A 25755-nucleotide genomic window follows, 5' to 3' on the forward strand; every position below is an offset into this window, starting at 1 on the left:
CAAGGCACCCGGGCGTCGGGTGGTTTCGAGGCTCGCTTCGCTCGCACCTCAACCACCGGTGGCTCAGCGGCCCTTGAAGACCGGCGCGCGCTTCTCCAGGAACGCGCGCGGACCCTCCTTGGCGTCGTCGGAGGAGAAGACGGCGGCGCCGACCGTCGCGTCGTCGGCCCAGCACTCCTCCTCGTGCTTGCCCTCGGAGTCGCGCATCGTCTTGAGGATCGCCTGCACCGCGAGCGGGCCGTTCGCGGCGACCATCTCCGCGAGCTCGCGTGCCTTCGTGAGGGCCTCCCCGTCGGGGACGACGTGCCCGATCAGCCCGAGCTCCTTGGCCTCCGGGGCCTTCAGCGTCCGCCCGGTCAGCAGCAGCTCGGCGGCGACGGTGTAGGGGATCTGCCGGGGCAGGCGGACCGCGGACCCGCCCATCGGGTACAGGCTCCAGCGGGCCTCGGCGACGCCGAACTTCGCCGACTCCCCGGCCACCCGGATGTCGGTGCCCTGCAGGATCTCGGTGCCACCGGCGATCGCGGGCCCTTCGACCGCGGCGATCAGGGGCTTGGTGAGCCGGAACCCCTTGAGCAGGCCCTTGATCACCGTCGGGTCGTAGGTGCCGGACTCGAAGGCCTCGGACGGAGGACGCTCGTCCGCCTTCTTGAGGTCCAGGCCCGCGCAGAAGTAGCCGCCGGCGCCGGTGAGGATGCACACCCGGATCTCCGGGTCGGAGTTCACGCGGTCCCAGGCCTCCTCCATGATCCGCAGCATCTCGGCGGACAGCGCGTTGCGGCGCTCGGGGCGGTTCATGGTGACGATCAGGACGTGCCCGTCCTGCTCGACGAGGCAGTCGGGAGTGGTCCTGATGGCGGTCTCTGCGCTGGTCATACGAACAACGCTAGCGAAAAAGTGAAACGTGTTCTACTGTCGCGGTGTGGCCCTGAACATCGCCGATCTCTTCGAACACGCCGTCGACGCCGTGCCCGACAAGCCCGCGGTCCAGGTGGGGGACCGGAAGGTCTCCTTCGCCGAGCTCGAGGCGGAGTCCAACCGTCTCGCGCACTTCCTGGCCTCCCGCGGCATCGGCAAGGGCGACCACGTCGGCCTCTACGCCAAGAACAGCGTCGAGCACGTCGTCGCGCTGCTGGCGGTCCTCAAGCTGCGCGCGGTCTCGATCAACGTGAACTACCGCTACGTCGCCGGCGAGCTCGACTACATCTTCGGCAACGCCGACCTCAAGGGCCTCGTGCTCGACCGCGTGTACGCCGACCTGGTGGCCGAGGTCGCTCCGAAGCACGAGCTGCTGCACACGTTCGTGGTGCTGCCGGACCCGATGGAGCCCGACGACGCCAGCGACATCACGCCCTTCGGCGGCGTGATGCTCGCCGACGCGGTCGCCGGGCAGAGCGCCGAGCGTGACTTCGGCCCGCGCAGCCCCGACGACATCCACATCATCTACACCGGTGGCACCACCGGTTTCCCGAAGGGCGTGATGTGGCGCCACGAGGACTTCTGGCGGGTGCTCGGCGGCGGCGTCGACTTCATGACCGGAGAGCTCAAGGAGGAGTACGACCAGTCCGCCTCCGCGGCCGACGAGGGACTGGTCACCCTCCCGCTCAGCCCGCTGATGCACGGTGGCGCCCAGGCGAGCCTGCTGATGCACCTCTTCGCCGGCCAGAACACGATCCTCGAGCCGAAGTTCGACCCGGTGAGGACGTGGGAGATCGTGGACCGCGAGAAGGTCCAGATGCTCTTCATGACCGGGGACGCCATGGCCCGGCCCCTGATCGAGGCCTACGAGGAGGGTGGGTTCGACGGACAGACCCTCTTCGCCATCGCCTCCAGCGCCGCGGTCTTCTCCAAGGCCGTGAAGGAGCGCTGGATGAAGGCCTTCCCGAACGCGGTCTTCACCGACTCCGTCGGCTCCTCCGAGACCGGCTTCCAGGGCACGGGCCTGCAGGACGCGAGCGCGCTGTCCACCGACGGCCCCGTGGTCTCCATCTCGCACGGCACCGTGGTGCTCGGCGACGACGACCAGGTGCTCGACCCGGTCGCGGACGTCGGCAGGATCGGCCGTACCGCGAAGGCCGGCTACGTCCCCGTCGGCTACTACAAGGACCCGGAGAAGTCGGCCAAGACGTTCGTCGAGATCGACGGCGTCCGCTACTCGATCCCCGGCGACTTCGCCCGGATCGAGGAGGGCAACAGGCTGACGCTGCTGGGCCGCGGGTCGAACTGCGTCAACACCGGCGGGGAGAAGGTCTACCCCGAGGAGGTCGAGATGGCCATCAAGGCCCACCCGGGGGTCTACGACGTGCTGGTCGTCGGCATCCCCGACGAGCGGTACGGCCAGGCGGTCGCCGCCGTCGTCCAGCCGCGCGAGGGGGAGACGATCGAGCTCGAGGAGCTGCGGTCCTTCCTGCGCGCCCACCTCTCCGGGTACAAGCTGCCGCGGTCGCTGACCCTCGTCGAGGAGATCCCGCGCAACGCGACCGGGAAGGCCCAGTACCCGAAGGCCAAGGAGATGGCCCTCGCCGCCCAGACCGAACCGTCCGAGACCACAGGAGCTCCCGCCTGATGCGTACCCCGTTGTGCGATGCCTTCGGCATCGACTACCCCATCTTCGCCTTCACGCCCTCCGAGCAGGTCGCCGCCGCGGTGTCGCGCGCCGGCGGGCTCGGCGTCCTCGGCTGCGTCCGGTTCAACGACACCGACGAGCTGGACCGCACGCTGACCTGGATGGACGAGAACACCGACGGCAAGCCGTACGGCGTCGACGTGGTCATGCCGATGAAGGTCCCCACCGAGGGCACCTCGACCGACCTGTCGTCGTACATCCCCGAGGAGCACCGGAGGTTCGTCGACGAGACGCTGCTCAAGCTCGGCGTCCCGCCGCTGCCCGAGGGCGAGGGCCGGGAGGGCGTGCTCGGCTGGCTCCACTCGATGGCGCGCTCGCACGTGGACGTCGCACTGCAGCACCGCCCGGTGCTGATCGCCAACGCGCTCGGCACGCCGCCCAACGACGTGATCGAGGAGTGCCACGCCGCCGGCCTCAAGGTCGCCGCGCTGGCGGGTGCTCCCAGCCACGCCCAGAGCCATGTGGCCAACGGCGTCGACATCATCGTCGCCCAGGGGTACGAGGCGGGCGGCCACACCGGCGAGATCGCCAGCATGGTGCTCACCCCCGACATCGTCGACGCCGTCGGGCCGGACGTGCCGGTGCTCGGGGCGGGCGGCATCGGCTCGGGCCGGCAGATCGCGGCCTCCCTCGCCCTCGGCGCACACGGCGTGTGGACCGGATCGATCTGGCTCGGCACGGAGGAGTACCGCACGCTCTCCTCCAACAAGGGGTGGGAGACCGCCTTCCTGCGCGCCTCCTCGTCCGACACCGTGCGCACCCGGATCTACACCGGCAAGCCGGCGCGGCTGCTCAAGACCAGGTGGACCCAGGCGTGGGAGGAGGAGGGCGCACCGAGCCCGCTGCCGATGCCGCTGCAGAACCTCCTCGTCGCCGACGCGCACAACCGGATCAACGCCTCGGGCGACCCGGACGTGATCTCGATGCCGATCGGTCAGATCGTCGGCCGGATGAACGAGGTCCGGCCCGTCGCCGAGGTGATGGCGGACCTGATCGCCGAGTTCGAGGCGACGGTCAAGAACCTGAACGGGATCGCCGGGTTCTGAGGGCGAGGCGGACGATGGGGCGTCTGCTGAACGTGGTCGCCGACCCGCGCGGCCTCCGCGTCGGCGCGGCGATCGCGCTCGCCGGAGTGCTGGTCGCCGGGTCGCTCTCGCTGGCGGAGGCGGAGGCGGAGCGGGCCCCGGAGGCGCGGGCCACGCCCGCCGCCACCTGCGGGCCCGGTTCCCGTCCGGAGACCACCCGCCTGCAGGGTCGCGTGCCCACGGCGGACTTCGCGTCCGGGCGCTACCGGCGCGGCTACACCTGCAACGCGCGGCAGGTCGGCCGGCACGGGCGCACCGGCGGGTTCAAGACGCTGCGCTACACGGACTCGCGCGGCAACACCTGTGCGTACTACGACTCCACCCGCATCCTGGGCACCGACGTCGAGCAGAACCTGCGCAACGGCACGGGGCTCGGCGTGGTCGTGCTGGACATGAACAGGCCCGGCCGGCCGCGGAAGACCGACAACCTGGTCTCCCCGGCGATGCTGAGCCCGCACGAGTCCCTGCTGCTGAACGAGCGGCGCGGCCTGCTCGTCGCGGTGATGGGCACGGTCGCCACCGCGCCCGGTGTCCTCGACGTGTACGACGTGCGGCGCAACTGCCGTCACCCGCGGCTGCTCTCCTCGACGCTGAACGGCGTGCTCGGCCACGAGAGCGGGTTCAGCCCCGACGGCCGCACCTTCTGGTCCGCCGGCGCGGCGGGCTTCACCATGACGGCCGTCGACCTCTCCCGGCCGCGGGACCCGGAGACGCTGCTGGTCGAGGCCGGCGTCGTCGCCCACGGCATCCGCTTCTCGGGCGACGGCCGCACCATGTACGTCGCCGACATGGGGTCGCCCTCGACCACCAGCGTGCTCGATGACCCCGGGCTCCGGGTCTACGACGTCTCGGAGGTGCAGGACCGGGTCGACGACCCGGAGATCGAGCTGCTCTCCGTGACCGACTGGCCGAGCGTCTCCATCCCGCAGGTCGCCGAGCCGTTCCGGCGCGGTGGACGCAGCTACGTCCTGGAGGTCGACGAGTTCACCGACTGGTTCGGCGACGGGTTCTCGGTCGACCTCTCCGGCGGGCCGGTCGGCGCGGCCCGGATCATCGACGTCACCGATCCGACGGCGCCGCAGGTGGTCTCCGACATCCGGCTCCAGGTGCACCAACGCTCGCAGCGGACCAAGGCGGTGCTCGCCGACCCCGGCAACGACCTGCCGATCGGCGGCTACTCGGTGCACTACTGCTCGGTGCCGCAGCGTCGTGCGCCGCGGCTCGCCGCCTGCTCGATGATCGGCAGCGGTCTACGGGTCTTCGACATCCGGGACGTGGCGCACCCGCGCGAGGTCGCGTACTTCAACCGGCCCGGGCCGGACGGTGCCAACGCCGTGTCGCGACCGGCGTGGGACCGCCGGCACCGCTCGATCTGGTACACCGACGGGACCAGCGGCTTCTGGGCCGTGCGGCTGACGAACGGCGTCGGGCGCCTGCTGCGGTGACGGCGGCGGGTGGTTTCGAGGCTCGCTTCGCTCGCACCTCAACCACCACCGGCTGAGCGCGACGTTCAGGTCGCGGCCAGGCTCCGGCCGATCGCCAGCGCCTGCTCGGTGGCACCGCCGAAGAGCATCTCGAAGCGCTTCCCGGCGGTGAAGTAACGGTGCGCCTCGCCGTCCATGTCGATCCCGACCCCGCCGTGGACGTGGACCGTGGTGTGCGCGATCCGGTGGCCCGCGTCGGCGGCCCACAGCTTCGCGGTCGCCGCCTGCTCCGCGGCGGGCAGCCCCTCGCTCAGCCGCCAGACCGCCTGCCACAGGGTGAGCCGCTGGCCCAGCACGTCGATGAAGCCGTCGGCCAGCCGCTGCGACACGGCCTGGAAGGTGCCGATGGGGCGCCCGAACTGCTCGCGGGTCTTCGCGTAGGCGGCGGTGAGGTGGAGGCCGCCCTCGGTGACCCCGAGCTGCTCGGCGGCCGCGCACGTGACGAGCAGCTCGTGGAGCCGTCCGGCGGTCCCGGCGTCCCCGATCCGGGTGCCGTGCGCCCCGGCGAGCGTGACCAGGGCGGTGACGTCGCCGTCGCTGGTGTGCTGTGCGGCCCGGTCCACGCCGGTGGTCGCCGCGTCGACGAGGTAGACGGCGACCCCGTCCGGGCCGGTCGCCGTCACCATGAAGGCGTCGGCTCGCATGCCGGCCCGGACCAGGGTCTTGGTCCCGGTGAGTGCGCCGTCGGCGGTCGCGGTGACGGTGGGCTCCTGCGGGAGGTGCGCCCGGCCCTCGGCGACGGCGGCCGTCAGCACGGCGTCACCCGCGACCGCTCGCGGCAGCCAGGCCGCCTGGAGGTCCGCGTCGCCGACCTCCGCCAGGAGGTACGTCGTGGGGCCGTGCACCGCGAGCGGGACCGGAGCCACCCGGCGCCCGATCTCCACCAGGACCCGGGCCAGCTCGATCAGCCCCAGCCCGGCGCCGTCGTGCTCCTCGGGGAGGTGGAGGGCGAGCAGGCCGGTGGCGGCGAGGTCGTTCCACAGTGCGGCGTCGAACCGGTCCCCGTCCGCCTCGACGGCGGCGAGGCGGTCCGGCGCGGTGCGGTCGGCGAGGATCGACGCGGCCAGGTCGGCGGCCTCGTCCTGCTCGGGGGTGAAGAGGAAGTCCATGTCCGTCCTATCGCTTGGCGGCGGGCAGGCCGAGGCCGACGTAGCCGATGATGTCGCGCTGGATCTCGTTGGTGCCGCCACCGAACGTCATCACCAGCGAGGACCGGAAGTAGCGCTCGAGGCGGCCGGCCAGCACGGCGCCGGGGGAGTCGCCGGTGATGCCCGCGTTGGGCCCGACGACCTCCATCAGCGACCGGTAGACCTCGGTGGCCAGCTCGGAGCCGTAGATCTTGGTGGCCGAGGCCTCGGCGGGGGAGAGCGGGACGCCGTGGTCCGCGTCGGCGGCCAGCTTCCAGTTCACCAGGGTGAGCGCCTCGATGCGGGCGTGCGCGCGTCCGAGCGCGACCTGGACCCACTCCGTGTCGATGACCCGCGAGCCGTCGGGGTTGCGGGTCTCGGCCGCCCAGTCGCGGACCAGGCGCAGGGAGTGCTGCAGCGGGGCCGCCGAGGTGAGCGCGACCCGTTCGTGGTTGAGCTGGTTGGTCATCAGCGCCCAGCCCCCGCCGCGCTCGCCGACGAGGTTGTCCGCGGGCACCCGGACGTCGGAGTAGTAGGTGGCCGAGGTGTGCACGCCGGCCACCGTGCGCACCGGCGTGTAGGAGACGCCGTCGGCCTCGGCGGGCACGAGGATCATCGACAGCCCCTTGTGGCGCGGGGCGTCGGGCTCGGTGCGGCACGCCAGCCAGATCCAGTCGGCGTACTGGATCAGCGAGGTCCACATCTTCTGGCCGTTGATCAGCCACTCGTCGCCCTCGAGCGTCGCCTTGGTGCGCAGCGATGCGAGGTCGGTGCCGGACCCGGGCTCGGAGTAGCCGATCGAGAAGTGCAGGTCGCCGGCGAGGATCTTGGGCAGGAAGTACTTCTTCTGCTCGTCGGTGCCGAAGCGCATGATCGTCGGACCGACCGTGTTGAGCGTCAGGTAGGGGATGGGCACGCCGGCGATGGCGGCGGCGTCGGTGAAGATCAGCTGCTCGACCATCGAGCGCGCCTGGCCGCCGTACTCCTTCGGCCAGCCGATCCCGAGCCAGCCGTCGGCGCCGATCCGGCGGATGACGTCCTTGTAGACGCCCGCCTCGCCGAACTCGCCGGTCGCGGAGGCGAGCCCCGCCCGGATCTCCGGCGTCACCAGCGCGGCGAAGTACTCGCGGAGCTCCTCCCGCAGGGCGATCTGGTGTGGTTCCAGGGCGAGGTGCATGCGTGTGATCTCCTGCGCTTCCGCTTGTCTCCGTCGACCCAAAACTATAACGTGTTCTACATGAGCAGCACCCGGATGTTGGACCAGGGGACCGCGCCCGAGCGGTTCGCGCGTGGATGGCACTGCCTCGGGCTCGCGTCGGCCTACGCCGACGGGAAGCCGCACGCCGTGCAGGCCTTCGGCACCAAGCTCGTCGTCTGGGCCGACTCCCAGGGCCGGCTCAACGTGCTCGACGGCTACTGCCGCCACATGGGCGGCGACCTCACGCAGGGCGAGGTCAAGGGCGACCACATCGCCTGCCCGTTCCACGACTGGCGGTGGGCCGGCGACGGTCGGTGCAAGGAGATCCCGTACGCCCGGCGGGTGCCGCTGCGCGCGCGCACCGAGCGGTACGAGACCGCGATCGTCAACGACCAGCTGCTCATCTGGCACGACACCGAGGGGGCGAAGGCGGACCACGACATCCTGCCGCCCCAGCTGCCCGGGCTCGCCGAGGGGGAGTACACGGACTGGGTGTGGAACACCGAGGAGATCCTCGGCTCCCACTGCCGTGAGCTCATCGACAACGTGGTCGACATGGCGCACTTCTACTACGTGCACTTCGCGTTCCCGACCAGCTTCCGCAACGTCTTCGAGGGCACGACGGCGACGCAGTTCATGGAGTCCAAGGGCCGACCCGACAAGCAGGACGGCTACGGCGACGCCGAGCTCTTCCTCAAGTCCGAGGCGCGCTACTACGGACCGTCGTACATGATCAACTGGCTCGACACCGACTACAAGGGGTTCCGCACCGAGGTGGTGCTGATCAACTGCCACGTCCCGACCGGGCCCGACTCGTTCACCCTCCACTACGGCATCACGGTCAAGAAGCCCGAGGGGATGGACGACAAGACCGCGAACTTCATCGCCAAGAAGTACGCCGACATGTTCGGCGGCGGGTTCCTCCAGGACGTCCACATCTGGAAGAACAAGGTGCCGGTCCAGAACCCGCTGCTGTGCGAGGAGGACGGCCCCGTCTACCAGCTGCGCCGCTGGTACGAGCAGTTCTACGTCGACGCCGCCGACATCGATCCCGAGATGACCGACCGGTTCGAGTTCGAGGTCGACACCACCAAGGCCAACGAGTACTGGCAGGCCGAGGTCGCGGACAACCTGGCCAGGAAGGCCGAGCAGGACGCGGCCTCCGGGGTTCCGGCGGCCCACTGATGGCCTCCTTCGTCCCGACCAGCGAGGAGACGCTCGAGGACCGGCGGCTCTACACCGAGGCGCGGCTGGTCGAGGTCGCCTGCCTCGACTGCACGGCGGTCGTCGGCGTGAAGAAGAACAGCGAGCACCACACGTCGATCCAGTGGAGCGCCGACGCCGTCGCCTCCTGCCCCGACCTGGCCCACCGGACCGGTGGTACCGGTGGCCGGGACCGCTTCCGGGCGTGCCCCCGGATGCTGGCTAGCATCGACGCCGCCGTCCGGGACGGGCTCGTGCCCGTCGGCGCCTACGACGGCTACTGAGGCCACCCGGCCGCCCGGGCCGCCTGAGGCGCCCGGGGCCCACCGAATCGCAGCAGGGAGAACACGAGTTGGACATCGAGTCCTTCGTGCTCGACGTGGTCGACGTCGTCGACGAGACCGCGGACGCACGATCGATCAGCCTCGCGGTGCCGCCCGGTGCCGAGGAGAAGTTCGCCTACCGTCCGGGACAGTTCCTCACCGTGGCGGTGCCCAGCGACCTCACCGGCGTCGCGGCGCGGTGCTACTCGCTCTCCAGCAGCCCCCACGACGGCGGGCCGCTGACGGTGACGGTGAAGCGCACCGCCGAGGGCTACGCCTCCAACTGGCTGTGCGACCACGTCGAGGTCGGCGGCAGCCTGCGCGTGCTGCCGCCGTCGGGGATCTTCTCCCCGGCGGACCTGGACCGCGAGCTGCTGCTCTTCGCCGGCGGCTCCGGGGTGACGCCGATCATGTCCATCGTGCGCACCGCGCTTGCCCACGGTGCGGGCCGGATCACTGTCCTCTACGCCAACCGGGACGAGGCGTCGGTGATCTTCGCCGACGAGCTGTCCCGCCTCGCCCGCGAGCACCCGGACCGGCTGCAGGTCGTCCACTGGCTCGAGTCGGTGCAGGGCCTGCCCACGGCGGAGCAGATGCGCGCCGTCGCGGCCCAGCACCCGGCGGCCGACGCGTTCGTCTGCGGTCCCGCGCCGTTCATGAAGATGGTCACCGGCGTGCTCAAGGAGCTGGAGTTTCCCCGCGAGCGCCGGCACCAGGAGAAGTTCGTCTCGCTGGGCGGCAACCCCTTCGGCGACGTGGCCGAGCTCCGGCAGGCCGAGGAGGAGATCGAGGCGGCCGAGTCCGAGGAGGGCGCCGAGCCGATGCTCGCGGGTCCGGTCAAGCTCGAGGTCGAGCTGGACGGTGAGACCCACACCTTCGACGACTGGGACCCGAAGCAGACCATGCTCGACTTCCTCGAGGCGAAGGGCGTCAAGGCGCCGTTCTCGTGCCGCGAGGGCGAGTGCTCGGCCTGCGCCATCCGGCTGCTCCAGGGAGACATGCGGATGGCCCACAACGACGTGCTCGACGAGGAGGACCTGGAGGACGGCATCCGGCTCGGGTGCCAGTCCCACCCGCTCACCGACACGGTGAAGGTCAGCTACAGCTGACGCGGGCCCGCGGGCCCCGGACGTACGACGACGGCCGCTCCCCGGCAGGGGAGCGGCCGTCGTTGCGTTCGTTCAGGGCAGGTGACCCGCGGCGCGGGACACCGGTGAGATCACGGCGTGGTCTCGTCCCCGGTGGTCTCGTCCTCCGGGTCCTCGGTGGTGGGGTCCTCGGTGGTGGGGTCCTCAGTCGTGGGGTCCTCGATGCCGAGGCACTTGTCGAGGCGCTCCTCGGCCTTCTCCACGCGCTTCAGCTGGAACTTCTTGGCCTTCGCCACCTTGGCCTTCATCTTCTTGGCCTTGCGCAGCTCCTTGCGCTCCTCGCTCTTGCCGCGGGTCGCGTCGGAGTCACGGAGCTCCTTGCGCTCCTTCTTGACCTTCTCGTGCTTCGCCTCGAAGCGCTCGGTCAGCTGCTCCAGCTTGTCCACGGCCTTGTCGTAGCGCGCCTGCTTCCCCGCGCACGGCTCGCTGGGCTGCTCGTCCGCGATCGCCGGGCCCGCCACCGTGAGCGTGCCGAAGGCGAGGGCCGCGGCGAACGTCGCGGCTGCGGTACGGATGTGCTTCATGAATGACTCCAAACAGTGTTGACGGTGCGGGCTCCCGAGGTGGCCCGCCGTGCTGTCTCCTGGAAGATGTCCCGAGGACGACCTGTCGTTACACCATCGGCTGGCTCGCCGGCGCACTTGAGAGGCGCGCGAGAACCGGTGCCTCCGATCCGGTGCGCGGCCCCAAAACCCGCAACACCCTGGCGCCCCGGGGACCGGGCGCCAGGGTGTTGTGTGGCCTGTCGAAGTGGGGGCGACGACAAGCTCTTTTCGGGGGGACATGTTCCGGGGACCAGGGGGGTAGGACCCGGATGCTCTGTCACTGGGTATATGTCGCGCCCGGTGTGGGGCGTTACACATCCGATGAGAGAAATCTCAGCGGTTGTCGGAGCCGTTCCCGGCGCTGCCGTCGCTGTCGTCCCAGCGCCGGTCGCGCTCGGTCTGCTGGTCGTCGCTGCGACCCTCGCCCGAGCGCCGACCGTTGTCCGAGCCCCAGCCGTTGCGGTCGCGGGCCTCGCGCCAGTCGGCCCGACGGTCGGACCAGCGGTCGGACCACTTGTCGGACCACTTGTCGGACCAGCGTTCGGACCACTTCCAGCCGTCGGTGGTGTCGGCGTCGAGCTCCTTCTTGGCCTGCCCGGGGGGAGTGGCGGCGTCCTCCGCCGTCGGCTCGTCCTTGTCCTCGGCCTCGGACTTGGACTTCTTCTTCTCGTCCTTGTCCTTCTTCTTGTCCTTGCCGTTCGCCTTGCCCGGGCCGGTCGCGTCCTCGGACCCGGTCGCGGCCGGAGTGGACTCCGTCGCGGGCTGCGCCGCCGGCGAGGACGGCTCGTCGACGCGCACCGACTCCGTCGCGGGAGCCTCCGTCGGCTCGGTGGGCGTGGGGGTCGCCGCGGCGGAGCGGTCCGGGCTGATCGGGGGCGGGGTCACCGGCGTCTCCACGGGAGTGGGCCGCCAGGGGGCCTCGACGGCGCCGGTGGCGTAGGACACGCCGCCGCCGACCACGAGTGCGCCACCGAACACCATCGCGGCCGCACCGCGGCGCCACCAGGGCGCGGCCGGCTGCGGTGCGGGGGTGGCCGCCGCGAGGGCGGCGAGTCGCTGGACGAGGTCGTCCGGCGGAGGCGTGCCGGTCACGTCCGCGGCCAGCGCGCGGCGGACCTCGTCACGCGTGGGGCGTCGGTGGTTCCGGCTCATACCCACAACATGTCATATCCCCCACCCATCGTTACGCACCGGCTCGACTTGTAGGGTGCGCGCCAAGCGACGGGAGGGCACCGGATCAATGGCGCCAGGAGCCGACGGCGACCTGGTCGCCGGCGCACGGGAGGGCGACGAGGACGCATGGCGCGGCCTCTACCTTCTGCATGCCCGGCGGCTGGTGGTGTGGCTCGCGTCCCAGCCCTCGGGTGACGCGGCCGCCGCTGCCGACGACATCGCCGCGGAGGCCTGGACGGTGGCAGCGACGAAGATCGGCGAGTTCCGCGGATCCGACAACGACTTCGGTGGCTGGCTGCTCTCGATCGCCCGCAACATCGCCGTCAACCACCGCCGTCGGGCACTGAGGCGGCAGACCTTCCCCGCCGACGACGTGGGCGCCGACGAGCTCGCCCGCGACCTGCCGCCGCACGCCGCCGCGGAGGCCGACGACACCACCCGCCGCCTGCTGGCGAAGCTCAGCCCCCGTGAGGCCGAGGTGATCGCCTGCATCGACGTGGTCGGACTCGACGTGCACGCGACCTCCATCGCGCTGAACATGTCGGCGACGGCGGTGCGGGTGGCACGCCACCGCGGCCTGGGCCGGCTGCGCAAGCTGATCGGCGACTCCGACCTGCTCTGACCTGCGCCGACGGGGCCGCCGCGGCTGGTGGGTCCGCCTACCAGCCGCGCTCCCGCCACTCGGCGAGGTGCGGTCGCTCGGCCCCGAGGGTCGAGTCGCCGCCGTGGCCGGGGTAGAACCAGGTGGAGTCGTCGAACCGCCCGAAGATCTTCTCCTCGACGTCGTCGATGAGGGACGCGAACGCCTCGGCGTCGCCGAACGTGGCCCCGACGCCGCCCGGGAACAGAGAGTCGCCGGTCCACAGGTGCCAGGTGCCGCCGGAGTCGGTGTCGTCGTACGCGAGCACGATAGACCCGGGCGTGTGGCCGGTGATCCGGATCACCTCGAGCGAGCAGTCGCCGACCGTGACGGTGTCGCCGTCGGACACGCGGCGGGCCACCGGCACGCCGGTCTGCTCGGCGATGGCGTCGGCGTCGGGCTCCCCGGCGACGACGGGCGCACCGGTCGCCTCGACGACCGCGGGCAGCGCGCGGTGGTGGTCCCAGTGCTGGTGGGTGGTGACGACCGCGTCGAGGCCCACGTCGCCGAGCAGCGGCAGCAGCACCTCGGGGGAGTCGGCGGCGTCGATCAGCACCTGGTCGCCGGTGCAGACGCAGGTCAGCAGGTAGGCGTTGTTCGCCATCTTCTCGTCCACGGCGACCTTGGTCACGGTCAACGAGGGCAGCTCGCGGACGGCGGCCGGGCCGCCGACGGTCACATCACCGGTGTAGGTCATGCCGGCCAGTCTGCCGGATCGACGCGTCGTTTCCAGCCGTCCGTTCCGTGCCCGAAACATGCCTGGAAACGGCGATGTCGGACCTCCTCCGTAGGCTTGAGCGTGTGGCAGACCAGCTGATCGTCCGTGGCGCGCGCGAGCACAACCTGAAGGACGTCTCCATCGACCTTCCCCGCGACTCCCTGATCGTCTTCACCGGTCTCTCCGGCTCCGGCAAGTCGAGCCTCGCGTTCGACACCATCTTCGCCGAGGGCCAGCGGCGCTACGTGGAGTCGTTGTCGGCGTACGCCCGGCAGTTCCTGGGTCAGATGGACAAGCCCGACGTCGACTTCATCGAGGGCCTGTCCCCGGCGGTGTCGATCGACCAGAAGTCGACCAGCAAGAACCCGCGGTCGACGGTGGGCACCATCACCGAGGTCTACGACTACCTGCGGCTGCTCTACGCGCGCGCCGGGCGCGCCCACTGCCCGACCTGCGGTGCGCCGATCGAGCGGCAGACGCCGCAGCAGATCGTCGACCGGGTGCTGGCGCTCGAGGAGGGCCGGCGCTTCCAGGTCCTCGCGCCGGTGGTCCGCGGCCGCAAGGGCGAGTACGTCGACCTCTTCCGCCAGCTCCAGGCGCAGGGCTTCTCGCGGGCCCGGGTCGACGGGGAGACCCACACGCTGGACGACCCGCCGACGCTGGACAAGAAGCTCAAGCACACGATCGAGGTGGTCGTCGACCGCCTCGCCGTCAAGGAGTCGGCCAAGCGCCGCCTCACCGACTCGGTCGAGACCGCGCTGGGGCTCGCCGGCGGCCTGGTGCTGTTCGACTTCGTCGACCTGCCCGAGGGCGCCGAGGGGCGCGAGCTGCGCTTCAGCGAGAAGATGGCCTGCCCCAACGAGCACGCGATCGACACCGACGAGCTCGAGCCCCGGTCCTTCTCGTTCAACTCTCCGTTCGGCGCCTGCCCCGCCTGCACCGGTCTCGGGACCCGGATGGAGGTGGACCCCGAGCTGGTCGTCCCGGACGAGACCGCGACGCTCGCCGAGGGCGCGCTCCAGCCGTGGAGCCACGCCCACGTGGCGGACTACTTCGGGAAGCTGCTGATCGCTCTCGGGGAGGAGCTCGGCTTCGACGTCGACACCCCCTGGCAGGACCTGCCGGCGAAGGCGCGCAGGTCGATCCTCGACGGCCACGCGACGAAGGTCCACGTGGTCACGCGGAACCGCTACGGCCGCGAGCGGTCCTACTACGCCGAGTTCGAGGGCGTGCGCCGCTACGTCGAGCGGCGCCACCGCGAGGCGGACAGCGACACCAGCCGGGAGCGGTTCGAGGGCTTCATGCGCGAGGTGCCGTGTCCCGTCTGCGCGGGCAGCCGGCTCAAGCCGGTGTCGATGTCGGTGACGCTCGGCGCCCGTTCCGGGGGTGGCAAGAACATCGCCGAGGTCTGCGCGCTGCCGATCAACGAGGCGGCCGACTATCTGGCGAACCTGGACCTCTCCCACCGCGAGCGCCAGATCGGCGAGCGCGTCCTCAAGGAGATCCAGGAACGGCTCAACTTCCTGCTCGACGTCGGCTTGGACTACCTCACGCTCGACCGCCCGTCCGGCTCGCTGTCCGGTGGTGAGGCGCAGCGGATCCGGCTGGCGACGCAGATCGGCGCCGGCCTGGTCGGCGTGCTGTACGTCCTGGACGAGCCCTCGATCGGCCTGCACCAGCGCGACAACCAGAAGCTGATCGAGACGCTGGTGCGGCTCAAGGACCTGGGCAACACCCTCATCGTGGTGGAGCACGACGAGGACACCATCCGGGTGGCGGACTGGATCGTCGACATCGGCCCCGGTGCCGGCGAGCACGGCGGCCAGGTGGTGCACTCCGGCACGGTCAAGGACCTGTTGGAGCACCCGGACTCGATGACGGGCCAGTACCTCTCGGGGCGTCGCGAGATCGCCGTCCCCGCCATCCGGCGCCCGCGCACCATCGGCCGTGAGCTCAAGGTGCACGGTGCCCGCGAGCACAACCTCCAGAACATCGACGTGTCGTTCCCGCTCGGCATGTTCGTCGCGGTCACCGGCGTCTCCGGCTCGGGCAAGTCGACGCTGGTCAACGACATCCTCTACACCTCGCTGGCCAAGCAGCTCTACAACTCGCGCACCATCCCGGGCCGGCACCAGAAGATCACCGGGCTCGAGCACGTCGACAAGGTGATCCACGTCGACCAGTCGCCGATCGGTCGGACCCCGCGGTCCAACCCGGCGACGTACACGGGCGTCTTCGACCACGTCCGCAAGCTCTTCGCTTCCACCCCGGAGGCCAAGATGCGCGGCTACCAGCAGGGCCGGTTCTCGTTCAACGTCAAGGGCGGGCGGTGCGAGGCCTGCGCCGGCGACGGCACGATCAAGATCGAGATGAACTTCCTCCCCGACGTCTACGTGCCGTGCGAGGTCTGCCACGGCGCCCGGTACAACCGGGAGACCCTCGAGGTGCACTACAAGGGGAAGACCATCGCCGAGGTCCTCGACATGCCGATCGAGGAGGCCGCGGACTTCTTCGCGGCCGTCCCGGCGATCGCGCGGCACATGAAGACCCTCTGCGAGGTCGGCCTCGGGTACGTACGGCTGGGCCAGCCCGCGACCACGCTCTCGGGCGGTGAGGCGCAGCGGGTGAAGCTCGCCGCCGAGCTGCAGAAGCGGTCGACCGGGCGGACGGTCTACGTCCTCGACGAGCCGACCACCGGCCTGCACTTCGAGGACATCCGCAAGCTGCTGGGCGTCCTGTCGAGCCTGGTCGACAAGGGCAACAGCGTGCTGGTCATCGAGCACAACCTGGACGTGATCAAGACCGCGGACTGGATCGTCGACATGGGGCCGCAGGGCGGCTCGCGCGGCGGCACGGTGGTCGCCGAGGGCACCCCCGAGCTCGTCGCCTCCGTCCCGGAGAGCTTCACCGGCCAGTTCCTGGTGCCGCTGCTGGAGGGCCGGCACGCGGAGCAGTCCAAGGCGAGGCGGGCCGCCCCGGCGGCGGCGCCCGCCACGAGGACGGCGAAGAAGGCGGCGAAGAAGGCCCCGGCCCGCACGCCCCGGAAGTCGGCGGCGTCGTGACCGCGGCCCGGAATCTCAGTGGCCCCTCAGGTGCCGTCCGCGTCGGGTCCGTAGGCTGACGGGCATGGCTCCCCTCAACCGGCGGCAGGCGCTGGGCGGCGCGGCCGCGATCGGCGTCGGCGCGCCCCTGCTCGCGGCCTGCGGCGGCTCCGAGACCGCCACGGCGACCGATCCGACGACCGGTCCGACGACCGATCCGACGACGTCCTCGCCGTCGGCGGCCACCGACGACACCGCCACCGGCGACGCCAGCGCGTCCGCGGTCCCCGGTGCGCTCGTGGCGGCCGACGCCGTGCCGGTCGGGGGCGGCGTGATCCTCAACGAGCAACAGCTGGTGGTCACCCAGCCCGAGGCCGGGACGTTCGCGGCGTTCTCCGCGGTCTGCACCCACCAGCAGTGCCTGGTCGGCTCCGTGGAGGACGGGCAGATCGTCTGCCCGTGCCACGGCAGCCACTTCTCCGTCGTGGACGGCTCGGTCAGCGCCGGCCCGGCGTCGAGCCCGCTCCCCGAGGTCGCCGTCGAGGTCACGGACGGCCAGGTGGTCGAGTCGTGACCACGCCCCTGCGCGAGGCGCGGGCGACGCGGAGGATGGTCTTCTCGGGTCTCGGCGCCCTCGGGGTCGCCGCGGCGCTGGCCGGTTGCGCCGGTGACAGCGGTTCCGCGCCGACCGTGACCGCCGGTGACGAGCTGGCCACCGCCTCCGAGGTCCCCGTCGGGGGCGGCATCGTGCTGACCGACGCCAAGATCGTCCTGACCCAGCCGGTGGCGGGCGAGTTCAAGGCGTTCACCGCCGTGTGCACCCACCAGGGCCTCACCGTCACCTCCGTCGACGCCGGGACCATCCGGTGCAGCCATCACGGCAGCGCCTACTCGGCCGACTCCGGCGAGGTGGAGAGCGGCCCGGCGCCGTCGCCGCTCGCGGAGGTCGCGATCACCGTGGACGGCGACCGCATCCTCGCCGCCTGACGGCCCTCCGTAGGCTGGTCGTCGTGCCGTCCCCGCTGTCGTACCGGCCCGCTCCGGGCTCGATCCCCACGGAGCCGGGGGTCTACCGGTTCCGCGACCGGCACCGCCGGGTCGTCTACGTCGGCAAGGCGAAGAACCTGCGGGCCCGCCTGTCGTCGTACTTCCAGGACCTGGGGAACCTGCACCCCCGCACCGCGACGATGGTCACCACGGCGACGTCGGTCGAGTGGACGGTCGTCGGGACCGAGGTCGAGGCCCTGCAGCTGGAGTACTCCTGGATCAAGGAGTTCGACCCCCGGTTCAACGTCAAGTACCGCGACGACAAGTCCTACCCCTGGCTGGCCGTCACCGTCGGCGACGAGTTCCCGCGGGTGATGGTGGGCCGCGGCGCGAAGCGCAAGGGGACCCGGTACTTCGGCCCCTACAGCCACGCCTGGGCGATCCGCGAGACCGTCGACATCCTGCTGCGGGTCTTCCCCATGCGCTCGTGCACCAACGGCGTCTTCAAGCGCTCCGCGCAGATCGGGCGCCCCTGCCTGCTGGGTTACATCGACAAGTGCGCGGCGCCCTGCGTCGGCCAGGTCTCGGCGGAGGAGCACCGGGCGATCGTCGACGACTTCTGCGACTTCATGGCCGGCCGCACCCGCCAGTTCACCAAGCGCATCGAGCAGGAGATGTACGCCGCCTCCGACGCCCTCGACTTCGAGAAGGCCGCGCGGCTGCGCGACGACCTGCAGGCGATGGAGAAGGCGCTGGAGAAGCAGGCCGTGGTGCTGGGCGACGGCGCCGACGCGGACGTCATCGCGCTGGCGGAGGACCCGCTCGAGGTCGCGGTGCAGATCTTCCACGTGCGCGGCGGCCGGATCCGGGGCCAGCGCGGCTGGGTCGCGGACCGGACCGACGACGGCGACACCGCCGCCCTGGTCGGCGACTTCCTGCTCCAGCTCTACGCGGGCGCCGACCCGGAGGAGGCGAAGGACCTGGTGCCCCGGGAGATCCTGGTGCCCGAACTGCCCGCCGAGTCGGCCACCTTCGAGCAGCTCCTCGGCGAGCTGCGGGGCAGCAGGGTCGAGATCCGCGTCCCGCAGCGCGGCGACAAGCGGACGCTCCAGGAGACCGTGGCCCGCAACGCCACCGAGGCGCTGGCCCTGCACAAGACCAAGCGCGCCAGCGACCTGACCACCCGGAACCAGGCGCTCGCCGAGATCGCCGAGGCGCTCGAGCTGGAGGAGGCGCCGCTGCGGATCGAGTGCTACGACGTCTCCCACCTGCAGGGCACCGAGGTGGTCGCCTCGATGGTGGTCTTCGAGGACGGCCTGGCCCGCAAGGGCGAGTACCGGCGGTTCGTGATCCGCGGCGACTCCAAGGCGGAGCACGCGGAGCAGGACGACATCGCCTCGATGCACGAGGTCATCACGCGACGGTTCCGCCGGCTGCTCGACGAGCAGGCGCGCAGCGTCGTCGCCGACTCCGCGGACGTCGGGGCGAGCGAGTCGGTCGGCCCGATGCTGGTCGACCCCGACACGGGCCGCCCGCGGAAGTTCGCCTACGCACCGGGCCTGGTCGTGGTCGACGGCGGTCCGCCGCAGGTCGCGGCCGCCACCCGGGCGCTGGCCGAGCTCGGCCTCGACGACATCCCCGTGTGCGGGCTGGCCAAGCGGCTCGAGGAGGTGTGGCTCCCGGAGCAGGAGGACCCGGTGATCCTGCCGCGGACCTCCGAGGGCCTCTACCTGCTGCAGCGGGTCCGCGACGAGGCGCACCGCTTCGGCATCACCCACCACCGCTCGCGGCGCTCGAAGTCGATGGTCGAGAGCGTGCTGGACGACGTCCCGGGCCTGGGCGAGGTCCGCCGCAAGACCCTCATCCGCCACTTCGGCTCCCTGCGCAAGCTGCGCGCCGCCACCGCCGAGGAGATCGCGGAGGTGCCCGGCATCGGGCCGCGCACCGCGGCGGCGATCAAGGAGGCGGTGAGTCGGGACGAGCCCGCCGGGGCGATGCGGAAGACTGGGGCGGCCAGCAGCGCGGCGACGACGGAGGAACAGCAGGGATGAGCGTGGACGAGCAGCACCCCGGCGAGCTGGTGGTGGTCACCGGGATGACCGGGGCCGGCCGCAGCACCGCCGCGAAGGAGCTGGAGGACCTCGGCTTCTACGTGGTCGACAACCTCCCGCCGAGCCTGCTCCCGGACGTGGTCCGGCTGGTCGACGAGAACTTCGGGCCGCGCCAGCCGATCGCGGTCGTCGTCGACGTACGGTCCGGCTCGTTCTTCCACGGCCTCAAGAGCACGCTCTCCCACGGGATCACCGGCCGCGACCACACGCTGGTCTTCCTCGACGCGACCGACGACGTCCTGGTCCGCCGCCAGGAGGCCGTACGGCGCCCGCACCCGCTGCAGGAGGGCGGCCGGCTCCTCGACGGGCTCGAGCGTGAGCGGGTCGTGATGGCGGAGGTCCGGGCCGACGCGGACCTGGTGATCGACACCAGCAACCTCAACGTGCACCAGCTGACGGACCGGATCACCGAGGCGTTCGGCACCGAGGAGGTGACCCGGCTGCGGGTCACCGTGATCAGCTTCGGGTTCAAGTACGGGATCCCGGTCGACGCCGACTACGTCGCGGACATGCGGTTCCTGCCGAACCCGCACTGGGTGCCGGAGCTGCGCAGCCACACGGGCCGTGACGCCGACGTCGCCGACTACGTGCTGGCGCAGCCCGGCGCGGGGGAGTTCCTCGACGCCTACCTGCCGGTCCTGAGGACGGTGGCCGAGGGGTACCTGCGGGAGGGCAAGCGCTTCATGCGCGTGGCGGTCGGCTGCACCGGTGGCAAGCACCGCAGCGTCGCGATGAGCGAGGAGATCGCCCAGCGGCTCCAGGGACAGGGATTCGCCGCGCGCGCCCTGCACCGAGACCTCGGGCGCGAGTGATGGTGGGCGCTCCCGGCCCGGCGGAGCGGGCGCAGGCGGTCGTCGCGCTCGGCGGCGGCCACGGGCTGCACGCCAGCCTGAGCGCGCTGCGGATGCTGGTCGACGACCTCACCGTCGACGAGCTGACGGCCGTGGTCACGGTCGCCGACAACGGCGGCTCCTCGGGCCGGCTGCGCGGCCAGTTCGGCGTGCTCCCGCCCGGCGACCTGCGGATGGCGCTGGCCGCGCTGTGCGGTGACGACGAGTGGGGCGACACCTGGGCGAAGGTGATGCAGCACCGGTTCGCCGGCGACGGCGACATGCGCGGCCACGTCGTCGGCAACCTGCTGATCGTCGGCCTGTGGGAGCTGCTCGGCGACCACGTCGACGCGCTGGACTGGGTGGGCCGGCTGCTGGGCGCCAAGGGCCGCGTGCTGCCGATGGCGCTCACCCCGATGGACATCGCCGCACAGGTCCGCGGCATCGCCCCCGGCGACCCGGACGCGCTGGTCACCGTCCGCGGCCAGGTCGAGGTGGCCACGACCGGCGGCGTGATCGACTCCATCGCGCTGGTGCCGCCCGACCCCGACGTCAGCCCCGCCGTCACCGACGCGATCGGCTCGGCCGACTGGGTGGTGCTCGGCCCCGGGTCCTGGTTCACCTCGGTGCTCCCGCACCTGATGGTGCCCGACCTCGCACGCGCGCTGGTGGCCACGGAGGCGCGCGTCGTCGTGGTGCTCAACCTCGCCGAGCAGGCGGGGGAGACCGGCGGCTTCGGGCCCGCCGACCACCTCGCGGTCCTCGTCCAGCACGCGCCGGACCTGCACGTGCACACCGTGCTGGCCGACCCCGCCAGCCTGGGCGGCGACCCCGACCACCGGGCCGAGCAGCTGGCGCACCTGGAGGAGGTCGTCGCGGCGCTCGGCGCGCGCCTCGTGCTGGCCGAGGTGGCGGTCGGCGACGGGACGCCCCGGCACGACCCGGCGCGGCTCGCGGCGGCGTACGCGCGGATCTTCGAGGACGCCTGACCACGCCTGACCAGGACCGATCGACCGGGCCGCACCCGCGTGCCGGGCGCGAGGGTCGTTGACGCTCATGGGAGGATCGTCCGCATGGCGATGACTCCCCAGGTGAAGGCTGAACTGGCCGCGATCAACATCACCAAGGCGTGCTGTCGCAAGGCGGAGGTGGCCTCGACGCTGCGCTTCGCGGGTGGGCTCCACATCGTCGGCGGCCGGATCGTGGTCGAGGCCGAGCTGGACACCGGCGCCGCGGCGCGCCGGCTGCGCCGCGACATCACCGAGATCTACGGCCAGACCTCCGACGTGGTCATGGTGCAGGGCAACGGCATCCGGCGCGGCAGCCGCTACATCGTGCGCGTGGTCCGCGACGGCGAGGCCCTGGCCCGCCAGACCGGGCTGCTCGACCAGCGCGGGCGCCCCGTGCGCGGCCTGCCGCCGGCGGTCGTCTCGGGCGGCGCCTGCGACGCGGTCGCCGCCTGGCGCGGCGCGTTCCTGGCGCACGGATCGCTCACCGAGCCGGGCCGCTCCTCGGCGATGGAGATCACCTGCCCCGGCTCGGAGTCGGCACTGGCACTGGTCGGCGTGGCGCGCCGGCTCGGCATCCAGGCCAAGGCGCGCGAGGTGCGCGGCGTGGACCGCGTCGTGATCCGCGACGGCGACGCGATCGGCCAGCTGCTCACCCGGCTCGGTGCCCACGAGACGCTGATGGCGTGGGAGGAGCGGCGGATGCGCCGCGAGGTGCGGGCCACCGCGAACCGCCTGGCCAACTTCGACGACGCCAACCTGCGCCGCTCGGCGCGCGCCGCGGTCACCGCCGGTGCCCGGGTCGAGCGGGCCATGGAGATCCTCGGCGACGAGGTGCCCGACCACCTCCGGATGGCCGGCACCCTGCGGCTGGAGCACAAGCAGGCGTCGCTGGAGGAGCTGGGCCAGCTGCACGACCCGGTGCTCACCAAGGACGCGATCGCCGGCCGCATCCGCCGGCTGCTCGCGATGGCGGACAAGCGGGCCGAGGAGCTGGGCATCCCGGACACCGAAGCATCCCTCACTCCTGAGATGTTGGCCGGCGACGCCTGATCGGAGTGCCCTCCGCGCTATAGGGTCACAGGACCATCCCTGTTCGACACGGAGGAGCAACCCTGTGACCGTACGAGTAGGCATCAACGGTTTCGGTCGGATCGGCCGCAACTTCTTCCGCGCGGTGCGCGAGAGCGGCCTCGACATCGAGATCGTCGGCGTCAACGACCTGACGGACAACGCGACGCTCGCGCACCTGCTGGCCTTCGACACCATCCTCGGACGCCTGGACGCCGACGTCTCGGCGACCGAGGGCTCGATCGTCGTCGGCGACACCGAGATCAAGGCGTACGCCGAGCGCGACCCGGCCGCGCTGCCGTGGGGCGACCTCGGCGTCGACGTCGTGGTCGAGTCCACCGGATTCTTCACCGACGCCACCAAGGCGAAGGCGCACGTGGACGGCGCCGGCGCCAAGAAGGTGATCATCTCCGCCCCGGCGAAGAACGAGGACCTGACGGTCGTGATGGGCGTCAACCACGAGCTCTACGACCCGGCGGCGCACACGGTCATCTCCAACGCGTCCTGCACCACCAACTGCCTGGCACCCATGGCGAAGGCCCTCAACGACAGCATCGGCATCGTCCAGGGCCTGATGACGACGGTCCACGCCTACACCGCGGACCAGAACCTGCAGGACAACATCCACAAGGACCTGCGCCGCGCCCGCGCCGCGGCCCTCAACATCGTGCCCACCTCGACCGGCGCCGCCAAGGCGATCGGCCTGGTGCTGCCCGAGCTGAAGGGCAAGCTCGACGGCTACGCCCTGCGCGTGCCGACCCCGACCGGGTCGCTCACCGACCTCACCTTCGAGGCCGCCCGTGAGGTCACCGTCGAGGAGGTCAACGACGCGGTCCGCGCGGCCGCCGACGGCCGGTTCCTGCGCTACTCGACGGACCCGATCGTCTCCTCGGACATCGTCACCGACCCGGCGTCGTGCATCTTCGACGCCCCCCTCACCAAGGTGATGGGCAACCAGGTGAAGGTGGCCGGCTGGTACGACAACGAGTGGGGCTACTCCAACCGGCTCGCCGACCTGATCGAGTACGTCGGCGCCAGCCTCTGAGCCGCACCCGGACGGGCGCGGACCCCGGTCCGCGCCCGCACACCCACCACCAGTAAGGAACGCAGCAGAACAATGGCGGAATACCCAGGCCTCGGCGAGGTCAGCGGCAAGCGCGTCCTCGTCCGGTCCGACCTCAACGTCCCCCTCGACGGCGAGGTCGGTGCCAAGGTGATCACCGACGACGGCCGGATCCGGGCCAGCGTGCCCACCATCTCCGCGCTGGCGGCGGCCGGCGCGCGTGTGGTGGTCACCGCACACCTCGGCCGACCGAAGGGCGCGCCGGACCCGGCGTACTCCCTCGCCCCGGTGGCCGCCCGCCTCGGCGAGCTCCTCGGTTCGCCGGTCGCGTTCGCGACCGACACCGTCGGCGCCTCCGCGCAGCAGGTGGTGTCCGCGCTCGCCGACGGCGAGGTGGCGCTGCTGGAGAACGTCCGGTTCAACGCGGGTGAGACCAGCAAGGACGAGGCCGAGCGCGGCGCGTTCGCGGACGAGCTGGCCGCCCTGGCCGACGCCTTCGTCTCCGACGGCTTCGGCGTGGTGCACCGCAAGCAGGCCAGCGTGTACGACGTGGCCCAGCGCCTCCCGCACGCGATGGGCGGCCTGGTGGCGGCCGAGATCGACGTGCTGCGCCGGCTGACCGTGACCCCGGAGCGGCCCTACGTGGTCGTCCTCGGCGGGTCGAAGGTCTCCGACAAGCTCGGGGTCATCGACAACCTGCTGGAGAAGGCCGACAAGCTGCTGATCGGCGGCGGCATGGTCTTCACGTTCCTGGCCGCCCAGGGGCACGGCGTGGGCCAGAGCCTGCTCGAGGAGGACCAGATCGGCACCTGCCGGGACTACCTGGAGCGGGCCGCGGCCAGCGGCGTGCAGATCCTGCTGCCGACCGACATCGTGGTGGCGGACTCGTTCGGCGACGAGGCGTCCGCGCGCGTCGTACCGGCCGACGCCATCCCGGAGACCACCCTCGGCCTGGACATCGGCCCGGAGTCCGGCGCCGCCTTCGCGGCCGCGCTCGGCGACGCCGCCACGGTCTTCTGGAACGGCCCGATGGGCGTCTTCGAGGTCGCGGCCTTCGCGGAGGGCACCCGGGCCGTCGCGGACGCGCTGACCCGCGTCCGGGGGCTGTCCGTGGTCGGTGGCGGCGACTCCGCCGCCGCCGTGCGCAGCCTCGGCTTCGACGAGGCCGCGTTCGGCCACATCTCCACCGGCGGCGGCGCCAGCCTGGAGTACCTGGAGGGCAAGGAGCTGCCCGGCATCACCGTCCTGGAGGGGAACTGATCATGGCGAGCAAGAAGAACGCCGGCCGCACCCCGCTGATGGCCGGCAACTGGAAGATGAACCTGAACCACCAGGAGGCGGTGGTCCTGGTCCAGAAGCTGGCCTGGACGCTGTCGGACAAGCGGCACGACTACGCCAAGGTCGAGGTCGCGGTGATCCCGCCCTTCACAGACATCCGTTCGGTGCAGACCCTCGTGGACGGCGACCGGCTCTCCCTGAAGTACGGCGCGCAGGACGTCTCGGTCCACGACTCCGGCGCCTACACCGGCGAGATCAGCGCCGCGATGCTCGCCAAGCTCGGGTGCACCTACGTGCTGGCCGGGCACTCCGAGCGCCGCGAGTACCACGGCGAGGGCGACGCGCTGGTGGCGGCGAAGGCCAAGGCCACGCTGGCCGCCGGGATGACCCCGCTGGTCTGCGTCGGCGAGGGGCTCGACGTCCGCAAGGCCGGCGAGCACGTGCCGTACACGATGGCCCAGGTGGTCGGCTCGCTGGCGGGCTTCACGGCCGAGCAGGTCGCCGGCCTGGTCATCGCCTACGAGCCCGTCTGGGCGATCGGCACCGGCGAGGTGGCCACCCCGGAGGACGCCCAGGAGGTGTGCGCCGCGGTGCGCGCCCAGGTGCGCGAGTCCTTCGGCGATGAGGCCGCGGACGCCGTCCGGGTCCTCTACGGTGGTTCGGTGAAGGCCGGCAACGTGGCCGGGATCATGGCTCAGGCCGACATCGACGGATGCCTCGTCGGTGGCGCGAGTCTCCAGGCCGACGAGTTCGGTGGGATCTGCCGCTTCTACGACATGCCGTCCTTGGGGTGACCGGGGTGCAGGTTGTACGAGGTGCCTGACGTAGGATCACGCACGTGTTGTCGACGCTTCTGACCATCCTGCTCATGATCACGAGCCTGCTGCTGATCGTCCTCGTGCTGCTGCACAAGGGACGCGGCGGTGGCCTCTCGGACATGTTCGGCGGTGGCGTCTCCAGCTCGCTCGGCGGATCGTCGATCGCCGAGCGGAACCTCGACCGGTTCACGATCGGGATCGGCGTGATCTGGTTCGCGTGCGTCATCGCACTCGGACTCCTGCTGGCCTACCAGGGCTGACCGTCGACCAGCCCCGGCT

24 protein-coding genes are annotated in these 25755 nt (G+C 71.6%); 18 read left to right on the forward strand and 6 right to left on the reverse strand.

Features of this window, described 5'->3' with window-relative positions; genetic code table 11:
• Positions 1-63 precede the first annotated feature (63 nt).
• Positions 64-876 (reverse strand): crotonase/enoyl-CoA hydratase family protein, encoded by an 813-nt coding sequence (locus ABLM29_RS00450; RefSeq protein WP_349711350.1) that lies wholly within the window; start codon positions 874-876, stop codon positions 64-66.
• A gap of 46 nt (positions 877-922) precedes the next feature.
• On the opposite strand from ABLM29_RS00450, the gene ABLM29_RS00455 reads away from it, so the two are divergent.
• Genes ABLM29_RS00455 through ABLM29_RS00465 form a run of 3 tightly spaced genes read left to right on the forward strand, consistent with a single transcriptional unit; the run spans position 923 to position 5156 of the window.
• Positions 923-2566, forward strand: coding sequence for an acyl-CoA synthetase (locus ABLM29_RS00455; protein ID WP_349711353.1), 1644 nt, complete (start codon positions 923-925; stop codon positions 2564-2566).
• Positions 2566-3672 carry an NAD(P)H-dependent flavin oxidoreductase gene (locus tag ABLM29_RS00460; protein ID WP_349711355.1) on the forward strand — a complete coding sequence of 369 codons (1107 nt, stop codon included), beginning with the start codon at positions 2566-2568 and terminating at the stop codon, positions 3670-3672. The genes ABLM29_RS00455 and ABLM29_RS00460 overlap by 1 nt, the downstream gene beginning before the upstream one ends.
• A gap of 14 nt (positions 3673-3686) precedes the next feature.
• Positions 3687-5156: an LVIVD repeat-containing protein gene (locus ABLM29_RS00465; RefSeq protein ID WP_349711358.1), complete on the forward strand. Its 1470-nt coding sequence runs from the start codon at positions 3687-3689 to the stop codon at positions 5154-5156.
• 65 nt (positions 5157-5221) lie between these two features.
• On the opposite strand, the gene ABLM29_RS00470 is transcribed toward ABLM29_RS00465, so the two are convergent.
• Together ABLM29_RS00470 and ABLM29_RS00475 are read right to left on the reverse strand one after the other, a co-directional pair.
• Positions 5222-6304 (reverse strand): acyl-CoA dehydrogenase family protein, encoded by a 1083-nt coding sequence (locus ABLM29_RS00470; RefSeq protein ID WP_349711361.1) that lies wholly within the window; start codon positions 6302-6304, stop codon positions 5222-5224.
• 7 nt (positions 6305-6311) lie between these two features.
• A complete protein-coding gene (locus ABLM29_RS00475; protein WP_349711363.1) occupies positions 6312-7499 on the reverse strand; it encodes an acyl-CoA dehydrogenase family protein in 1188 nt (395 codons plus the stop codon).
• A 60-nt stretch (positions 7500-7559) separates the two neighbouring features.
• Here ABLM29_RS00475 and ABLM29_RS00480 point away from each other — a divergent pair, with 60 nt between their 5' ends.
• From ABLM29_RS00480 to ABLM29_RS00490, 3 genes are all read left to right on the forward strand, one after another.
• Positions 7560-8705, forward strand: a complete 1146-nt coding sequence (locus tag ABLM29_RS00480; RefSeq protein ID WP_349711366.1) for a 3-ketosteroid-9-alpha-monooxygenase, oxygenase component — start codon at positions 7560-7562, stop codon at positions 8703-8705.
• On the forward strand, positions 8705-9007 hold the full coding sequence (locus ABLM29_RS00485; RefSeq protein ID WP_349711369.1) for a hypothetical protein: 303 nt from the start codon (positions 8705-8707) through the stop codon (positions 9005-9007). Before ABLM29_RS00480 ends, ABLM29_RS00485 begins: the two co-directional genes overlap by 1 nt.
• A gap of 68 nt (positions 9008-9075) precedes the next feature.
• Positions 9076-10155, forward strand: coding sequence for a 2Fe-2S iron-sulfur cluster-binding protein (locus tag ABLM29_RS00490; protein WP_349711371.1), 1080 nt, complete (start codon positions 9076-9078; stop codon positions 10153-10155).
• 110 nt (positions 10156-10265) lie between these two features.
• Here the strand turns inward: ABLM29_RS00490 and ABLM29_RS00495 are convergent, their stop codons facing one another.
• Entirely contained in the window at positions 10266-10718 is a 453-nt protein-coding gene (locus ABLM29_RS00495; protein ID WP_349711373.1) for a hypothetical protein, read from the reverse strand.
• A gap of 354 nt (positions 10719-11072) precedes the next feature.
• Positions 11073-11891 carry a hypothetical protein gene (locus ABLM29_RS00500; RefSeq protein ID WP_349711375.1) on the reverse strand — a complete coding sequence of 273 codons (819 nt, stop codon included), beginning with the start codon at positions 11889-11891 and terminating at the stop codon, positions 11073-11075.
• A gap of 55 nt (positions 11892-11946) precedes the next feature.
• Here ABLM29_RS00500 and ABLM29_RS00505 point away from each other — a divergent pair, with 55 nt between their 5' ends.
• Positions 11947-12534 carry an RNA polymerase sigma factor gene (locus ABLM29_RS00505; protein WP_349711378.1) on the forward strand — a complete coding sequence of 196 codons (588 nt, stop codon included), beginning with the start codon at positions 11947-11949 and terminating at the stop codon, positions 12532-12534.
• 37 nt (positions 12535-12571) lie between these two features.
• On the opposite strand, the gene ABLM29_RS00510 is transcribed toward ABLM29_RS00505, so the two are convergent.
• On the reverse strand, positions 12572-13249 hold the full coding sequence (locus ABLM29_RS00510) for an MBL fold metallo-hydrolase (protein WP_349711380.1): 678 nt from the start codon (positions 13247-13249) through the stop codon (positions 12572-12574).
• Positions 13250-13353: 104 nt separating this feature from the next.
• Between ABLM29_RS00510 and uvrA the strand changes: the two genes are divergently transcribed.
• The 11 genes from uvrA to secG all read left to right on the forward strand — a co-directional run bounded on the left by uvrA (position 13354) and on the right by secG (position 25736).
• Positions 13354-16332: an excinuclease ABC subunit UvrA gene (uvrA, locus tag ABLM29_RS00515; RefSeq protein WP_349711383.1), complete on the forward strand. Its 2979-nt coding sequence runs from the start codon at positions 13354-13356 to the stop codon at positions 16330-16332.
• A 64-nt stretch (positions 16333-16396) separates the two neighbouring features.
• Positions 16397-16885 carry a Rieske (2Fe-2S) protein gene (locus ABLM29_RS00520; protein ID WP_349711385.1) on the forward strand — a complete coding sequence of 163 codons (489 nt, stop codon included), beginning with the start codon at positions 16397-16399 and terminating at the stop codon, positions 16883-16885.
• Positions 16882-17298, forward strand: a complete 417-nt coding sequence (locus ABLM29_RS00525) for a Rieske (2Fe-2S) protein (RefSeq protein WP_349711387.1) — start codon at positions 16882-16884, stop codon at positions 17296-17298. The genes ABLM29_RS00520 and ABLM29_RS00525 overlap by 4 nt, the downstream gene beginning before the upstream one ends.
• Positions 17299-17321: 23 nt before the next feature.
• Positions 17322-19349 carry an excinuclease ABC subunit UvrC gene (gene uvrC / locus ABLM29_RS00530; RefSeq protein WP_349711390.1) on the forward strand — a complete coding sequence of 676 codons (2028 nt, stop codon included), beginning with the start codon at positions 17322-17324 and terminating at the stop codon, positions 19347-19349.
• On the forward strand, positions 19346-20221 hold the full coding sequence (rapZ, locus tag ABLM29_RS00535) for an RNase adapter RapZ (RefSeq protein WP_349711392.1): 876 nt from the start codon (positions 19346-19348) through the stop codon (positions 20219-20221). The genes uvrC and rapZ overlap by 4 nt, the downstream gene beginning before the upstream one ends.
• Positions 20221-21228, forward strand: a complete 1008-nt coding sequence (locus ABLM29_RS00540) for a gluconeogenesis factor YvcK family protein (protein WP_349711395.1) — start codon at positions 20221-20223, stop codon at positions 21226-21228. Before rapZ ends, ABLM29_RS00540 begins: the two co-directional genes overlap by 1 nt.
• A gap of 84 nt (positions 21229-21312) precedes the next feature.
• Positions 21313-22299 carry a DNA-binding protein WhiA gene (whiA, locus tag ABLM29_RS00545; protein WP_349711397.1) on the forward strand — a complete coding sequence of 329 codons (987 nt, stop codon included), beginning with the start codon at positions 21313-21315 and terminating at the stop codon, positions 22297-22299.
• Positions 22300-22363: 64 nt separating this feature from the next.
• Positions 22364-23362: a type I glyceraldehyde-3-phosphate dehydrogenase gene (gene gap / locus ABLM29_RS00550; protein ID WP_349711399.1), complete on the forward strand. Its 999-nt coding sequence runs from the start codon at positions 22364-22366 to the stop codon at positions 23360-23362.
• A 72-nt stretch (positions 23363-23434) separates the two neighbouring features.
• Positions 23435-24640: a phosphoglycerate kinase gene (locus ABLM29_RS00555; protein WP_349711401.1), complete on the forward strand. Its 1206-nt coding sequence runs from the start codon at positions 23435-23437 to the stop codon at positions 24638-24640.
• A gap of 2 nt (positions 24641-24642) precedes the next feature.
• Positions 24643-25452, forward strand: coding sequence for a triose-phosphate isomerase (gene tpiA, locus ABLM29_RS00560; protein ID WP_349711403.1), 810 nt, complete (start codon positions 24643-24645; stop codon positions 25450-25452).
• A 47-nt stretch (positions 25453-25499) separates the two neighbouring features.
• Complete coding sequence (secG, locus tag ABLM29_RS00565; RefSeq protein ID WP_349711844.1) at positions 25500-25736, forward strand: preprotein translocase subunit SecG; 237 nt, start codon at positions 25500-25502, stop codon at positions 25734-25736.
• Positions 25737-25755: the final 19 nt, after the last annotated feature.

The sequence above is a fragment of the Nocardioides sp. YIM 152588 genome, assembly GCF_040191335.1.
Taxonomy (GTDB): domain Bacteria; phylum Actinomycetota; class Actinomycetes; order Propionibacteriales; family Nocardioidaceae; genus Nocardioides.